This is a genomic window from Shewanella subflava (assembly GCF_025971955.1).
GTDB lineage: Bacteria > Pseudomonadota > Gammaproteobacteria > Enterobacterales > Shewanellaceae > Shewanella > Shewanella subflava.
In genome coordinates this window covers 124,201-141,016 of sequence record NZ_JAPDMX010000012.1, presented here as the reverse complement: position 1 = coordinate 141,016, position 16,816 = coordinate 124,201, and the positions used below count along the sequence as shown (strand labels likewise).

Annotated in this window: 12 protein-coding genes; 6 read left to right on the top strand and 6 right to left on the bottom strand. The window is 41.9% G+C overall.

Annotated elements, in window-relative coordinates:
• Positions 1 to 36: 36 nt before the first annotated feature.
• The gene (locus tag OHT75_RS06690) at positions 37 to 771 is read left to right on the top strand and encodes a 3-deoxy-D-manno-octulosonic acid kinase (protein ID WP_264725717.1); all 735 of its coding nucleotides are present in this window, start codon (positions 37 to 39) and stop codon (positions 769 to 771) included.
• 6 nt (positions 772 to 777) lie between these two features.
• Here the strand turns inward: OHT75_RS06690 and waaA are convergent, their stop codons facing one another.
• Positions 778 to 2,043, bottom strand: a complete 1,266-nt coding sequence (gene waaA / locus OHT75_RS06685) for a lipid IV(A) 3-deoxy-D-manno-octulosonic acid transferase (protein WP_264725716.1) — start codon at positions 2,041 to 2,043, stop codon at positions 778 to 780.
• 133 nt (positions 2,044 to 2,176) lie between these two features.
• Here waaA and OHT75_RS06680 point away from each other — a divergent pair, with 133 nt between their 5' ends.
• The 4 genes from OHT75_RS06680 to OHT75_RS06665 all read left to right on the top strand — a co-directional run bounded on the left by OHT75_RS06680 (position 2,177) and on the right by OHT75_RS06665 (position 7,915).
• Positions 2,177 to 2,833 (top strand): TetR/AcrR family transcriptional regulator, encoded by a 657-nt coding sequence (locus tag OHT75_RS06680; RefSeq protein ID WP_264725715.1) that lies wholly within the window; start codon positions 2,177 to 2,179, stop codon positions 2,831 to 2,833.
• A 273-nt stretch (positions 2,834 to 3,106) separates the two neighbouring features.
• The gene (locus OHT75_RS06675) at positions 3,107 to 4,300 is read left to right on the top strand and encodes a glycine C-acetyltransferase (RefSeq protein WP_264725714.1); all 1,194 of its coding nucleotides are present in this window, start codon (positions 3,107 to 3,109) and stop codon (positions 4,298 to 4,300) included.
• Between the two features lie 45 nt (positions 4,301 to 4,345).
• Entirely contained in the window at positions 4,346 to 5,374 is a 1,029-nt protein-coding gene (gene tdh, locus OHT75_RS06670) for an L-threonine 3-dehydrogenase (RefSeq protein ID WP_264725713.1), read from the top strand.
• Between the two features lie 486 nt (positions 5,375 to 5,860).
• On the top strand, positions 5,861 to 7,915 hold the full coding sequence (locus tag OHT75_RS06665; protein WP_264725712.1) for an EAL domain-containing protein: 2,055 nt from the start codon (positions 5,861 to 5,863) through the stop codon (positions 7,913 to 7,915).
• A gap of 172 nt (positions 7,916 to 8,087) precedes the next feature.
• Here the strand turns inward: OHT75_RS06665 and OHT75_RS06660 are convergent, their stop codons facing one another.
• Together OHT75_RS06660 and OHT75_RS06655 are read right to left on the bottom strand one after the other, a co-directional pair.
• Positions 8,088 to 9,785, bottom strand: coding sequence for a methyl-accepting chemotaxis protein (locus tag OHT75_RS06660; RefSeq protein ID WP_264725711.1), 1,698 nt, complete (start codon positions 9,783 to 9,785; stop codon positions 8,088 to 8,090).
• 41 nt (positions 9,786 to 9,826) lie between these two features.
• Complete coding sequence (locus OHT75_RS06655) at positions 9,827 to 10,039, bottom strand: hypothetical protein (protein ID WP_264725710.1); 213 nt, start codon at positions 10,037 to 10,039, stop codon at positions 9,827 to 9,829.
• Between the two features lie 950 nt (positions 10,040 to 10,989).
• Between OHT75_RS06655 and OHT75_RS06650 the strand changes: the two genes are divergently transcribed.
• On the top strand, positions 10,990 to 11,463 hold the full coding sequence (locus OHT75_RS06650; protein ID WP_264725709.1) for a MarR family winged helix-turn-helix transcriptional regulator: 474 nt from the start codon (positions 10,990 to 10,992) through the stop codon (positions 11,461 to 11,463).
• 61 nt (positions 11,464 to 11,524) lie between these two features.
• Here the strand turns inward: OHT75_RS06650 and iadA are convergent, their stop codons facing one another.
• From iadA to OHT75_RS06635, 3 genes are all read right to left on the bottom strand, one after another.
• Positions 11,525 to 12,688, bottom strand: a complete 1,164-nt coding sequence (gene iadA, locus OHT75_RS06645; RefSeq protein WP_264725708.1) for a beta-aspartyl-peptidase — start codon at positions 12,686 to 12,688, stop codon at positions 11,525 to 11,527.
• An 8-nt stretch (positions 12,689 to 12,696) separates the two neighbouring features.
• Positions 12,697 to 14,145 carry a putative basic amino acid antiporter YfcC gene (gene yfcC, locus OHT75_RS06640; protein WP_264725707.1) on the bottom strand — a complete coding sequence of 483 codons (1,449 nt, stop codon included), beginning with the start codon at positions 14,143 to 14,145 and terminating at the stop codon, positions 12,697 to 12,699.
• 72 nt (positions 14,146 to 14,217) lie between these two features.
• Positions 14,218 to 16,809 (bottom strand): TonB-dependent receptor, encoded by a 2,592-nt coding sequence (locus tag OHT75_RS06635; protein WP_264725706.1) that lies wholly within the window; start codon positions 16,807 to 16,809, stop codon positions 14,218 to 14,220.
• Between the last annotated feature and the right edge of the window lie 7 nt (positions 16,810 to 16,816).

Below are 16,816 nucleotides of genomic sequence, written 5' to 3'. Positions count from 1 at the left end.
AATGTCTTTTTGATCTAGCAGGGTTATCAAGTATTCATGCAGGTAAAATCTATCCCCAATGGCGTCATCGCTTGGTGCTCCCCATCCGCCAAAAAATTAACTGCTGACAGCTTTACAGTTGAATATTGGCAAAACCTGAATGCCGTAGTGGGGCAATCAAAAGGGCGTTACACCACTTGGTTTGTGCAAACGGGTGCTGAGCATCAACATCAACAATGGGTTTTACGTCATTATTGGCGTGGTGGATTGATGGAGAAGTTTAGCCGTGATGCCTATTTATATACAGGATTAAACCAAACGCGCGCGTATGCTGAATTGGCGTTATTAGCCCTGCTTTATCAGGAGGGATTTGCCGTACCGAATCCTATCGCAGCCAAAATTGAACGCTTTGGTTTATGGTATCGAGCCGATATCATTATTGAACGCGTTGACGGTGCCAAAGATCTGGTGGCGCATTTAGCGCACCAAACAATGGCCAACACCTTATGGCATAAGTTAGGTGAGACCATCGCTAAATTTCATCTTAGAGGTGTGTATCATGCCGATCTTAATGCAAAAAATATTCTGATAACCGGTGAGCAATTTTATTTAATTGATTTTGACCGTGGGGAACTCAAATCACCGCACGCTAAATGGCAACAGGCTAACTTGCAAAGATTGCTGCGCTCATTTAATAAAGAGCAAACCAAGCTACCGGCTTTGCAATTTAACCGTCAAAATTGGCAGCAATTACTGGAAGGGTATCAAACGCTTAACCCCATTGACTTGTAAATATGGCTAATCCTTTAACTGCTGCATAATAAGTTGGCACTGCTTATCTAACGCGCCGCGGTTTTGTTCTACCACATTAGCTGCGGCTTGCGCTGCTTGTTGGTAAGCCTCATTATCGGCAAAGTAATGCAATAACGTCGCCGCTAACGCATCTGCATTGGCAACCACTTTTAGCCCACCGGCTTGTTCGAGTAATGTGGTAATCTCAGCAAAATCCCAATGGTTTGGCCCAACGGTCACCGTTAGCCCCATCGCTGCAGGTTCGAGTGGATTATGTCCCCCATTATCAACTAAAGTGCCACCCACAAAAGCTTGATCTGCTGTGCCATACAACATCACTAACTCCCCCATGGTGTCAGCCAATAAAACCTCGGTTTGCTGCTCCACTTCGTCATTCATGCTGCGACGCGCTAACTGCAATCCCGATTGAGTCACAGTAATCGCCGCCAAGTTAAATTGCTCAGGATGGCGCGGAGCCATAATCAATAATGCATTGGGGTACAGTGCTAAAATTTGCTTATGTACACTCAACATGGCATCAAACTCACCAGGATGCACACTGCCCGCTATCCAGACTGGCGCATCTGCACGCTGCCATTGTTGTCTTAGTGATTTTGCTTGTTGCTGTTTTAGCGGATCAACCCTTAAATCAAACTTTACACTGCCACAAACCTGTATTTTTTCCGATGCGATACCTAGCGCGGCAAAACGGTCAGCCTCAGCTTGCGTTTGCACTGCAAGAGTCGTTAATCGTTTCAGCATAGGTTTAGTTAGCCATGCTTTATCTTGATATTTTTTCGCCGACTTTGCCGAAAGACGCGCATTGGCTAGCACCAATTTTACTTGTTGTTTGTCGGCAAAATACAATAAGTTTGGCCACAACTCCGTTTCCATTATTATCAGGATTTTGGGCTGGGTTTGACGTAAAAAACGTTTCACCGCGTAGGCAAAATCTAATGGTAAATAGCAATGCTGTACGCTATCACCAAACGCTTTAATTACCTCATGAGAACCTGTTGGGCTTGTGGTGGTAATGGTAAATCGATAATCAGGGTAAGCCGCCATCAACTTTTTAATTAAAGGCACTGCGGCTAAGGTTTCGCCCATTGATACACAATGAACGACAACATCGGTTTTAGCCCATTTGCACAATCCAAAGCGCTCATTCCAGCGGCTACGATAATCCTGACTCTTGTATGCGCGCACGCCGAAATAAATCACAACCAATGGAAACAGCAGATATAAAAAAATGGAATACAGAATTCGAGACATTAATTGACTACTTTTGAGATTTTCACTTGTCAGATAAACACAATGTTAACATAATCATAATTCATAGGGATATGGGCGCTCGATTATCATGTCGCTGAACGTGTAAATGACTTTAGTTAAATTTGGAAACTGCATGAAAACCCGCGATAAAATTGTTTTTGCAAGCCTTGAGCTGTTTAATGAACATGGCGAACGTGCCACCACAACTAATCATATTGCAGCCCATTTAGGTATCAGCCCAGGAAATTTGTACTATCACTTTCGCAATAAAGAAGACATCATCAACTCGATATTTAGCTTATATGAAAGTCATTTAGAATCGGGTTTTAAACCCTATGATGATGTGCCGATAACCGTTGATTTGCTGATAGGTTACTTTGATGCCATGTTTTACACCTTATGGCAGTTCCGTTTTATGTATGCCAATTTAGCCGATATTCTTAGTCGAGATGAAGCCTTAAAAAAACGCTACCTTCATGCACAACAACAAGTCTTAAATCGATCGAGTGATGTGTTACGCAAGCTGAAAAAAGACGGTATTTTACAGGTTGAGGATGCACGCATAGTCGACTTAGCTGACACGATTAAAATGATGGTCAGTTTTTGGATCAGTTATCAGTTAACTCAAACGAGTATCAGTACAATTACTAAAGCTACCCTGTATGATGGCTTACTTCGTGTGATGATGATTTTCAAAGCCTATTCAACACCTTCGTCAATTGCGACCTTTGATCGCCTAGAACAGCACTATCGTGATAGGGCGACTCAAGAGCGGACTGTTGCTGCTTAAATATCCACTTACCTTTTTACGCTAACCCGCTACACTTGTAAGCGGGTTGAGGCGTTATTTTCACAATTACGTCATAAAATGCATTAGATTTTCTAACTTGAAAGCCCCGATTGCCCTAATCTTGTTCATGTTGCATTTGTGACTTTAAAAAACACTGTGGGACAACAAAAATACAGGTTAGAATGCCATCAACTCCAACTACCAGTCCCCGTGTAGACAGGTTTTACCGTGCGGATTGGATTAGCATAATAACCAATATCTAGGAGAAAACAGGTGGCCTCAACCTCTTTCTACGACCGCATTAATCAACAAATCGTCGATGTTAAAGCTGACGGTTTATATAAAAGTGAACGTGTTATTGCCTCTGCGCAACAAACGGCAATTGAAGTTAATCACGCTAAAGTTATCAACTTTTGCGCCAACAACTATCTTGGATTAGCTAACCACCCTGAATTAATTAACGCTGCACAAGAAGGCTTAAATAGTCATGGTTTTGGCATGGCCTCTGTGCGTTTTATTTGTGGTACCCAAGATATTCATAAACAACTTGAAGCCAGTCTTAGTGAATTTTTAGGTATGGAAGATACTATTTTGTACTCTTCTTGTTTTGACGCCAATGCGGGGCTATTTGAAACCTTATTAGATGCTGAAGACGCTATCGTTTCTGATGCACTAAATCATGCCTCTATTATTGATGGGGTGCGTTTATGTAAAGCGAAGCGCTTCCGTTATGCAAATAACGACATGGCTGATTTAGAAGTACAGTTACAAGCCGCTAAAGAGGCGGGTGCACGCAATATTTTGATTGCAACAGATGGCGTATTCTCTATGGATGGTGTTATTGCCAACCTTAAAGGAGTATGCGATTTAGCTGATAAATACGGTGCATTAGTGATGGTTGATGATTCACATGCCGTCGGTTTTATTGGTCAAAATGGCCGTGGTACCCACGAATATTGCGACGTGATGGATAGAGTTGACATTATCACTGGTACCTTAGGCAAAGCATTAGGCGGCGCATCTGGTGGATTTACAGCGGCGAAAAAAGAAGTGGTTGAATGGTTGCGTCAGCGCTCGCGCCCTTACTTGTTTTCAAACTCATTAGCGCCTTCTATTGTCAGCGCGTCTATTCGAGTGCTTGAAATGCTGAAAACGGGTCAGGCGTTGCGTGAAGCTGTATGGGAAAATAGCCGATACTTCCGAGAAAAAATGACCCAAGCTGGTTTTACATTAGGTGGTGCAGATCACGCTATTATTCCTGTCATGCTTGGTGATGCGAAGCTGGCCAGTGATTTTGCCAACAAATTATTAGCGGAAAACATTTACGTGATTGGTTTCTCATTCCCTGTCGTCCCTAAAGGGCAAGCGCGTATTCGTACGCAAATGTCAGCGGCACATACCCGTGAGCAACTTGATCATGCTATCAGTGCCTTTACCCGCATTGGTAAAGAAATGGGTATTATTTGATCTCAGATCAAGTAAACCTAGGCTCGGGAACAATAGGTTATTAAGATGAAAGCATTAAGTAAATTAAAGCCTGAAGAAGGTATCTGGATGGTGGATGCACCAAAACCAGAAGTGGGTCATAACGATTTATTAATCAAAATTCGTAAAACGGCAATTTGCGGTACTGACGTACATATCTACAATTGGGATGAATGGGCACAAAAAACCATTCCTGTTCCTATGATTGCTGGGCATGAATATGTTGGTGAAGTTGTCGGTATGGGGCAAGAGGTGCGTGGCTTTAGCATTGGCGATCGCGTCTCTGGTGAAGGGCATATCACCTGTGGTTACTGTCGTAATTGTCGTGGTGGCCGCACCCATTTATGCCGTAATACTTCGGGCGTGGGGGTAAACCGTGATGGTGCCTTTGCAGAATACTTAGTACTCCCAGCGTTTAATGCTTTTAAGATTCCTGCTGATATTCCTGATGAATTAGCCGCCATTTTTGATCCCTTTGGCAACGCGGTGCATACCGCATTATCATTTGATTTAGTTGGTGAAGATGTATTAATCACTGGTGCTGGTCCAATCGGCATTATGGCTGCGGCAGTATGTAAGCATGTTGGCGCTCGCCATGTGGTGATTACCGACGTTAATGAATACCGCTTGGACTTAGCCCTCAAAATGGGCGTTACCCGCGCAGTTAATGTTGCCAAAGAAAATTTAAAAGATGTCATGAAAGAATTGGGCATGACTGAAGGCTTTGATGTCGGATTAGAAATGTCAGGTGTGCCTTCGGCTTTCCACTCTATGCTAGATACCATGAATCACGGCGGTAAAATTGCCATGCTAGGTATTCCGGGTGGTGATATGGCTATCGATTGGAGCAAAGTGATTTTCAAAGGGTTAATCATCAAAGGCATTTATGGCCGTGAGATGTTTGAAACCTGGTATAAGATGGCAAGCCTTATTCAGTCAGGCTTAGATCTATCGCCAATTATCACCCATCACTTTGGTATCGACGACTTCCAAAAAGGCTTCGACGCCATGCGTAGCGGGGCTTCTGGTAAAGTTATCTTAAATTGGCAAGAATAAATTTAAGCTGTACTAGCAGCAAAAATTAACCTTCCTCACTTAGGGCTATATATGCACAAAACGGCAAATATAGCCCTAAATCCCCCCTAAAAAGCCCCAATTTAGCCCCAAATTAAAAAATTTGATGCCATCAGCCCTTCGGGTTGAGGCAAAAATGACTTTATACTACGTTGGATACTCTTGACGTAGGGCAACTATGCCCGCACTTATCCGCCTTGCCTAAAGTCATTTTATCTCTCAACATAAAAAATAAACGAAGATAAACACGCCCTGGAGAGTGGCAAGTTAGGCTAGGTAAAAAGGGGAGCATGGATAGCATGTGCTGCAATAATGCTCTTTCGCTTCATAACCTCTGTTACCCAATATGGTGCTAGAGAGCTTTTTTTACAATTATTTTTGATGGCTGATGTTATAAATTTGTTGTTGATAAGTTGGCTTTGTGAGTTATTATCAAATAACCGCCTTAATGTATAAAAGGTGCTTTATTTGTCGCAAGTTTACTTTGCCCCCCGCCGTTGGTTTCACCATTTGGCTAGTTTGAATCAAACGCCTCTTATCTTGTCGATGCGTGAGGGGTTTATTGCATTAATTCCTTTCTTTGTTATCTCTTCTCTGGCCTTTTTGCTGATTGGCTTACAGCCTTTTTGGCCTGATTTTGACAGTAAGTCGACCATTTTTTCTGTGCTAAATCAAAGTCATCGTTTGATTATGGCGATATCACCATTAGCCATTGTGATTTCATTAAGTTATCACCTCTCAAAAAACTTACGCGTGAATACCATAGTGGGCAGCATTTTGGCGTGTTTATGCTTTATTACCCACAGTAATTACCTCATAAAAATGGAAGCGGGCTATATGCTTAGCTCTGTTTGGCCTAACTTTTATTCAATCCTTATCCCACTGCTAGTGCCATATTTGGTACGATTTTTTGGTCAGTTTTCATGGCTAAAACTAGTTAAATCTACCATTGTTAGTTCATTTTTAATGAAACACATTAACCTAATCGTCCCCTTTGTGCTGGTGTACTTAACGTTATTCTTATTGCTTCCTATATTGGATTTGTTAATCGGCGACATAGCACAGGGCTTGGTGACTTTCGTCACTAGTTTGTCTATTGAAGTACAGGGCTTCTTAAGGATGATAATCATCCATTGTTTTTGGTTTATCGGTATTCATGGTGACAACACCTATTTTAGTTTGTTTTCTGATCACATTATGACAGAGCCCTTTATTGCCGGGCTGACACTTAATAGTTTTTATAACCAATTTGTGATTGTGGGTGGTTCCGGATGTTTGTTGTCGTTGATTATAGCCACTATGTGGAAAGGGCGATCATTGCAGGAACTGGCTTTAATGAAAGTGTCTTTACCTTTTAACATTTTTAATTTTTGTGAGTTAATTGTTTACGCACTGCCAATTGTGTTTAACCCAGTGTATTTAATCCCATTCATTTTAGCGCCCTCGGTTAATTTTGTGATTTCGTATTGGGTATTGGGTACGGGGATATTTGAGTTTTCATCGCAAGAAATTTCATGGATGACCCCAGTTTTACTCAACAGTTGGTTAATTAGCGGCGATGTTAAAGCGGTACTTTATCAAGCGTTGTTAATTACATTGAACGTGTTTATTTATTTACCGTTTGTGCAGTTTTCCAGCCGGTTTGCCAATAATTCTAATTTGATTGAAAAACTCAGTCACAAGTTAAAATTTACTGAAATTCATCAGCTTGATGCAGAAGCCCGTTATACCTCAAAACAACGGGTGTCGATTAATCGAACTGAAGAGCTCAATGAAGTGTTAAATCATATTGATAATGGCCAGTTGATGTTGCATTACCAGCCTAAAGTAGACATTGAACTTAAAACAGTCATCGGGTTTGAGGCACTTTTACGCTTAGAAGAGCCTAATGGCAAAGTGTCAGGTCCTTGGTTTATGGATATTCTTGATCGCAATAACCTCGTACCCATGATTGATTTTTGGGTGATTAATAAAGTGAAGCATGATTTGAGGTTGTTGGCTGCACGGCAACAATTTCCATTTTTTTCCATCAACATTCATCCTATGTCCTTACTCGAACCGAGCATAATGCAAGCATTAGCGGAGCTGAATGCTAAACATCCTGCGCAAGTGCAAATAGAAGTGTTGGAAGTCAGTTTTGATGACGGAAGCGAGCAAGCTTGGGCTAATTTGGCGAGGTTGCAACAAAGTGGTTTTAGTGTGGCGATTGATGACTTTGGTCGTGGCTTTTCAAACCTTTCAAGGTTAATTAAGTTATCACCTAACGATATTAAACTTGATCGCTCCATGCTATTGGCTGCCAACACAACTGATGGCTTGTTGTTGTTTCAGCACATGTCAGCTCTGTGTTCCGCATTAGGTTACCGTCTGGTTGCTGAGGGTGTTGAAACAGAGGCCGAGCTGGCGATAGTAAGAGATGCTGGCGTGCATTGTGTACAGGGTTGGTTATTTGCTAAAGCGATGCCAATTGAAGATGCCATGGCTTATCGATATTCAACCTTGCAAAAATTGACCGAAAAATAAGTATGGCTACTGAGATAAGGCAGTGACATTTTCAAAGATTATCCATGGTGAGCTTGATGGATGATGCGAGCGGGCTGAGGTCGATTATTGGGCCGATATTATTTAGCAATCAAGCTTAGAAATGCAAAGTTAGTCGAGAGTAACGGCCAACCTTGCATTTAGCTCAATACAGCTAATCGACTTTAAATTGCGAGCTACTTTCTTTTAATTTACGGGCTAACTCCTGCACCGCTTTGGCAGATGCCACACTACTACGCGCACCCGCTGCGGTATCTTTAGAGATTAAATGCACCTCCCCAATACTGCGGTTGATTTCTTCAGCAACCACATTTTGCTCCTCTGAGGCACTGGCAATTTGATGGTTCATATCATTGATAGTCCCAACAGAGTTAATAATTAACGCTAAAGCACTATTGGTTTGTTCTGACGCTTCAGCCGTTTGGGAGGCTTCTAGTGTGGTACTTGCCATAGATTCAACAGAGCGCTTTGTTTCAGCCTGCAGTGTACCTAACATGGTTTGGATTTGTGAAGTTGATTCTTGGGTTCTGCTAGCTAGGGTTCTCACTTCATCGGCAACTACAGCGAAGCCTCGCCCTTGTTCACCAGCTCTTGCCGCCTCAATAGCAGCGTTTAATGCCAATAAATTGGTTTGTTCGGCAATACTGCCAATCACACCTAAAATATTACCTACGTTATTGGTTTCTTTTTCAAGGTTGCCAATAATACTACTGACATCATTAATTTTAGCGACCAAGCGGTTGATGTTATGCGTGTTGACTTGTACAACTTGTTGGCCTTTTTGTGCCTCCTGCTGCGCAGTGCGGGCTGAGTCGGCGGCGTTTTGGGCGCTTCGATTTATCTCATGTACCGTTGATGTCATTTCTTCCATTGCTGTGGCGGTTTGCGACAGCATGTCCATTTGGTTATCACTGGCATTTGCTGTGTGATCGGTAACATTTAATAATGCTCCCGCTTCATCCGTTAATTTATTACTGGCTATATTGATTTGTTTAATCAAGGTGGAGACTTTATCCGTCATTAGTAGCATTGCGGCATAAATACCTGTGGCTTGTTGGGCAGAACTGGCCTTGAGGGTCAAATCACCCTCCGCAATTCTTTTTACCAGAGCCTCAATGTCTCTTGGCTCGCCACCAATGGGACGTATGATGGTTTTGGTGACATAAAATGTAAATGCTATCGCTGTGGCCAAAGAAATTAAAACCACAGTAATTAATGTGAATTCCATTTCATTACTTTGCTCAACGGCTGTATCGCCAAGTGCAACCTGCTCGTCATGTACCGAGGTAATCAACTTACTTAAGTCATTAAGAATAATGGGGCCAAGGGTATTTAATGTGTTTTGGACAATACTATTACGATTATTAATCGTATTAACCACTTCAATATAGGTACTATTGTATTGGTTTATTTCATCTGTGGCTTGAGTTAACCATTGGCGACGCTGTGGGTTTTGAAGCTCTGCATCCAGCGTACCTAATGCTTGTTTTAATAAGATCATTTCAGAACTTGTACGATCAGCATCTGCATGTTTATTGGCTAATAAAAACTTACCCGCATAAAGACGCACCAACATGAGTTTTTCAATGGCTAGTGATGTGTAAAATACCGCGTTAGCATCTTCATCTTCATGGGCTGAATCAATAATGTTAGATAGTAGGGTGCGTGCTTCTGGGCCTAATCTATCCATTGTTTCTACTAATTGGCTGCGTTTAGCAAACAGCTTTTCGACGTCCTGAAAACCTGCATTGTACTTTTGTATGTCTTCGTCAATTGATTTTACGATGATTTTACGAGCAGGATTTTGGATTTCGATTTTTGCTTTACTGATTAACTCTTCTAATACAGCCATCGACTCCGTAAATGTAGTGATTAACTCTTGGCTAGGATCTTTTAAAAATTCACTACAGCTAGGCGGGTTTCTAATAGTTGTGTTGACATTCTCAGTGTTAGGTCATTGTCTTGTGAGAATGCTCGGTATTCAGCCAGATTATCTTGGCCTTTATCAATTGCAATACTAGCGATAGCAGCAATAACCAGCAAAAGCACAATTAACAAAGTAAATGATAGCGCTAATTGCTGTTTCAATTTGAGAGTAGAAAACATAATAAACCTTAAGCACTTCACCTCAGCGGTGCTTTCCTGCGCTAAGGTTGCTGATTACTTGATCATCAAAGCTTTCCATTCAATGATGGGTTATCTTTTTGTGGCCTATAAGTGATAGGTTATGGCGACTTCCATCGGCTAGTGCGTGAAACCGAAATTGTCAGGCAAGGTAATTAGTATCGATTAATTGACGTCATTTTCATGTTTCATTAGAGTCAATTACACCTATAAATCCATTTAAGATAATCATCATATAAAAGTATAAACAATATTTTTTAGGGTGCTTTTTTATTTTTAATGATTTTTTATTTAGTCAGGAATGCAGCTTTAGATGCTAACAATGGCAACCAAAATGTTCGCCGTTAGGTTGATACTCTTTGGTCATAAAGGTGATGTTTAACTGCAAATGCATAAAGCCGCAAACCGCTTTATCAATGGCATATGCAATATTCAGGTGTATCGTTTGCGTTTTGCTGGCCACAGATGATGACAATTCTGTGCAGGTTGCTAATCAATTTTGTGCTTCGTCTTATCGATTTATAGCAATTGATTAATCACCTGATGTAAACCCTGAAGCAGGTAAGCAAAGTGTTACTTGCTGCTATGATTGTTTGAGTTCGATTTATATATTGTATACAAAGGGCTAAAAACATAAGTGCTTAACACTAACCAAAAACAGAGCTTTTCGATGGATACTTTGGTGACTTTACGGATATTTTTTGAAGTGGGAAGGACTTTTTTTAACGCTTTTTGATAGTTCATATGATCCATTGCTAATAATTAGTGATCAAACTATTATGATACGGGGTTAAACGTAAAGATCAACCAGAACAGCGAAATTAGGCGGATTAATAGCGCTATAGTGACAATAATTAGCTGATAAAAGCTATTTATGAACAATCTGTGCTTTGTTAGTATTGTCATTATTCGTGTTGTATTGGGTTTTGTTGATGAAAAAGTATGAAGAATTATTAGTGTCTTTGCGCCAAGTGATCCGCGCAATTGATTTGTATTCAAAGAAATTATCTAAAGAGACAGGTTTAACAAGCCCACAATTATTGGTTTTACTGTCGATTGCTGAACATGATGACGCTATGGTAAAAGAAGTGGCTAAGACCATTAACTTAAGCTCGGCAACCATTACCAGTATTGTCGATCGTTTAGAAAAGCGTGGTTTAGTGACACGTAAGCGCTCGACAACGGATAAACGTAAAGTAGGAATTAGCTTAACTGATGAGGGTAAAGAAATAATTAAAGATTCGCCTAAGCCTTTGCAAGATCACTTTATTGCCCGTTTTGAAGCGATGCAAGAGTGGGAACAATCGCAGATGTTGGCGACCATGCAGCGGATTTCAACCATGATGGATGCAGAAGATTTAGATGCGTCACCTGTTTTAGAGGTTGGGCAAATCGATCAGCATTAGGATCATTAAAAAGCTAACCATCTAATCTTGAGCTAGCTCTGATTTGCCATTTTGATTATAATTAAAATGGTGTATTGATACGGGGCTTTCCTTCCGAAAACACCAGCTTTCCTTTACTGTATACCGCTTCAATTGCCAGTGAGTTGGGATGTAATAAATTGATATCAGCATCCATATCAACGGCTATTCGACCCTTTTGAGTCAACCTTAAAATGTTAGCGGGTGACTCAGTAATTGAGGCTAAAGCAAGTTCAATAGGCACATTAAAGAGTTTAACCGCATCAACCATAGCCTGATGCAAGCTGCTGACTAGTCCCATCTGTAAATCAATTAAATTACCTTTAGTATCAAATACAGGTAGGCTGGCATTGCCATCAGAGCTCATGGTTAGTTGGCTTATTGGCACATTTTTGTCTAGCGCCGATGCTAATGCTTTAGCCGCGGGAACTTCCCCTTGTGCAATAATTTGCGCTGTGGTGCTGGTGGTAAAATCAATAAACCCACCCTTAAGGGCAAAATCAATCCCTGACTCTAACAGCGCTTTGCTGCGGTTGATATGGGTTGGGTAATACTGGGTAATTGGGATATCAAACTGACTAATCACCTGTTCAAGTAAATCGAGTTTACTGGGCTCATCCCCCACATGAATACTAACAATTCCGACTTTCCCTGCCAGCATGCCAGCTACTCTTGCTTCTGATGTGAGTCGGGCCATTTCGTGTGAGGTGATTTGCGAACTACGATGATCAGCAATCGCCACTTCACCAACACCAATAAATTTATCAATCAGCATAATGTCATGCTTTACAGACTGGGTAATGGTGACCATAGGCAAATGATAAGAGCCGGTATAGCAAAATACCGATAAGCCTTGCTCTTCTAACGCGTAGGCTTTGGCGAGAAGATTCTCTAAACTGCGGGTTTGAGCATCTGTACCCAGTACGCCTACCACTGTGGTTACGCCGCCTTTAATTGCATCGTTTATGTGCATTTCAGGGGTGCGAGTTGTGTAGCCTCCTTCACCTCCGCCGCCAGTAATGTGTACCAGTGAGTCAACAAAACCTGGGGTTAATATCAGTCCTGATGCATCAATGACAGTCATAAATGAATTTGCGCTGAGATCAATACTATCTTCAATGGCAATGATCTTACCACCGCCCAATAGAACATCTTTTTTACCTAGATACCTAGGAGCATAAACTTGTGCATTTTTGAATAATTGCATGAAAACCCTTAGCTAAAGTTGATGCTGACGGCAACAATCATAAACGTGATAGAAATTGCGACCAGCAACAACATAAATCGCCATATAAATTTAGCCCAAACAAACCAGTCTACTTTCGTGACACCAAGGCAGCCGATTAGCGCCGCAGAGGTTGGAATAATAATATTGGTCAGGCCGTCGCCGAGTTGAAAGGCTAATACAGCAATTTGGCGAGGTAAGCCTAAAATATCAGACAATGGCGCCATAATCGGCATCGTTAATGCCGCCTGACCTGAACCCGATGCGATGAAAAAATTAAATATGGATTGAAATAAGTACATGAAAATCGCTGAAGCGGTTTCAGGTAATTGCCCTAAAAATTGACCCGTATAGTGTAGCAAGGTGTTTAATACTGATGGAGTATCCGCCTGATCACCGCCTAATATAATCACAATACCTTTGGCCATGCCGACAATCATCGCTGCGGGCAATAATTCTTGTGCGCCTTTTTTAAAGGCATTGGCCACATCATTAACTGTTAGGCGTTTGCTGAGTATAGCGATTAAGCCTATCGCACAACCTAAGGTAAAAAACTGACTTGCCAGTTCGGGAATGTAATATCCTCTGGCAATCACGCCCCAAATAACCCATACAATACCCAGCATAAAAGTGGTCAGAATAAGGCCATCGGCTAAAGTGAACTTAACTTTTACCTGTGGCTCAGTTGCAATCACTTCTTGGCTAAAGCAGGGAGATAATTCAGGATTTCGTTTTATTTTTTGGGCATAGTGCAGGGTAAATGCGACTCCGACAGCGGTAAATATACACCACATAATCACTCTAAACTCTAACCCTGACATCAATGGAAGGTCAGCAATCCCCTGAGCGATTGCAACACTAAACGGGTTCATCCAAGATGCGGCAAAACCAATTTGAGTGGCAACATAAGTGACTAAAACGGTCACAATACCGTCGTAACCTATGGCGCGCATTAAAGGTAGCAGCACAATACAAAAGGCAATGGCTTCTTCACCCATACCAAATATTGCCCCGCCAGCGGAAAAGAGCACAAATAAAATAGGAATAAAAGCCAGTTCAAACTTTTGGGTTTTAGCGATTAACGCCAAAATACCATTATCAACCGCTTTGGTTTGCATGATGATACCAAAGGCGCCGCCAGTAATAATGATAAACATCATCACGCCAATAGCTGAGCCCCATTTGTCACCCGATACCATGCCTTCAAAGGCAAAGTTAAGAAAACCAATGTCACCCTTTTCGGCAAATAAGGGCACACCTTGATAGTCGCTGGCAAACTGAAAACTACCCGCAATTAAGGCAGATTTATTGGTGTCAGGATTGATGGCAACTTCAAAAAAGCCAGCAGGCACAAAGTGGGTGGTAATTGCGGCAAATAACACTACAAAAAACAAGATGATGAAGGCATCTGGCATTTCTCGAGCTGTTTGTAACTTCATATGGTTATACTTTTTATTTTGGTGAAAGAAAATGTAGGCCGTGCTATGCACGACCTACAGGGCTTAAGTTATTTAAAACTTAAAAGTATAACGTACATTCCAGCGACGTCCGAGCCAATCATGTACCGAACTGGCATAACCATTAGTCGGTGAAGAGGCGTATGGTGGCTCTTCATCGGTTAGATTACGCACCGATAACAATACATTGTGATTATCGTTAAGTTCGTATCCCACACTGGCGCTAAAGGTTAACCAATCTTCAACGGTTTCATTATCAAACTTAAAGTCACCATCGCCTAATGAGCTTATGTAATGGCCTGAAATACTGGCATTCCAACTATCAACTTGCCATTCTGTGCCTAAATCAATCACGCGTTCAGGGCGGGCGGTTTCTGATGCACCACTGAGCTTGCCGAGTAAATCCTCAGCAGGCGTACTAGGAGTAATCTGGCGTTCAAATGAGAAGGTTTCTGTACCGGCTACATAAAATTTAAATGTACCAGCGGTGGCAGTATCCAGACGATAGTTAACGTTATAATCCAGGCCGTCAGTACTTTGATTACCTACGTTAAAATAACCTGTTCGTAGGAAACTAATATCACCCTGACCATCAACCACGCAACCAAAATTATCACCTAATTCAGCAATGCTGCCGACCACATTAGCAGGGTCTTTAATACAGGAATCTAACGTTGTATTGGCATCAATATCAACAATATCGTCATGCTCATAACGCCAATAATCGACAGTGAATTGCAACTCATCCGTTGCATTCCACGACAAGCCCACATTAACGGCTTGGGACTTTTCGGCTTCTAGGTCTTTATTGCCTAAGGTTTCCTGGTCAAACTCTAGCTCGCCTAAATCTGCTCCCGCAGTGCCACATAATGCGTTATAAGCTTCATCTGCACCGCAATTAATATATTGACTGCCTAATGAAGTGCCTGCCCCCAGTTGCGATAACGATGGTGCTCTAAATCCTGTGCTCCAAGATGCACGTAAGACTAGATCATCGATGGGGTTGTAACGTAATGATACTTTAGGATTTACATCACCACCAAAATCACTGTAATGGTCATAACGTAAGGCCGCTATTAGGTCGAGTGAATCGGCTAATGGGATGTTAAATTCACCATATGCTGCGTATTGAGTGCGATCGGCGGCAGCATCACTTGCGCCTAAACCAATAATTTCATTATTAACGGCGTTAACAGACGGTTTATCAAAAATATCTTCGCTTCGGAATTCACCGCCAAAGACCGAACTGACCGTGCCTGCAGGTAGCTCAAATAAGTCTCCAGCAAAGTTAAAATCGAGCGATAAAACTTCTGACTCACCTTGGCGAACACCCGGATCGCGCAACGCAGCAACTTGAGCTGCGCTGCTATCTTGGCCTAAATTAAAGGGGTTGAAGCTATTGTTTGCTACTGCCATATCTAGACTGGTCGCATTCATATAGCCCGATACGTTTTTAATCTCATTAGTGGATTTACCGTAGCTCAGTGCCGACTCAAAACTCCATTCGGCAATATCACCTCTAATACCGGCTAACATACGGTAGCTTTGGGTGTCATATTGTTGAATTCGACGCTCAGGGAAACGTGTTCGTATTGTGATAAAGTCACTTACGCTGCCATCGAGCATATCGATATCTTGAACGTATTGAGGAACATTTATTGAATCACCTGCAATATCAACGGTATAACCCGCAGGGGCTTCATAGGATGAGCCATTATTTTGTTGAAACATACCTTCGGCAAAAAACTCTAAACCACTATCAAGTCGATAGATATGATTCAGTGTCGCGCCGATGTTTTCATAGTCTGGTTGAATCGCGCGCTGGATCACATAGTCATAGTTACAGCGGCTACCACTTTTTTGAGTATCGTCACCACACCAATTCTCGGCGTAGTCATCTCCGTCAATTGTCATGCGAGTATTAGACTTATAGGTCACATTCACGGGTCTATCACTATTAAAAATAGGATTACGCGTTGCATAGTCAACCACAAGTGTTGTGTTGCTATTGGTGGTCTCGAATCCACCGGCATAGGTCAGGTTAGTGCGACTGGCATCGTGGTCTGAAGTATCATCACCATATTGGGCTGTAAGTTCATGACCAACAAAGTCTTTGCGCAAAATAAAGTTAATCACCCCTGCAATTGCGTCTGAACCATAAATCGATGAAGCGCCATCGGTTAGAACATCAATCCGTTCAATGGCAGAAAGTGGAATAGAATTAACGTTTACAAAAGAGTCTGAACCGTTAGAAAATGAATCAACGGCCACACGACGACCATTGACTAATACAAGGGTAGAGCTTGAACCTAGTCCGCGTAAACTGACCCCAGAAGCGCCTGCAGGGGCACCATCTGCCCCAGCTACTCCGCCAGACTCAGAAAATGTTCCCGCGCTTGAGGCTTGGGGTAAATCACGTAAAAACTCACTAACAGAACCATAACCTTTTTGGGCTATATCAGCCTGGCTAAAACTTTGTAAAGGATTAGCCCCCTCCATATCTACACCTTTAAGGCGAGATCCTGTTACTTCAACCCTTTCTACGGTTTGTTGTTGTGCTGATGTTTCTAATTCGTTGGCAACGGCTAAAGCAACTGGACATAACGCCATGCCAAACACGGCGCATAAAAGTACTGAACTTCTCATGGTAAGC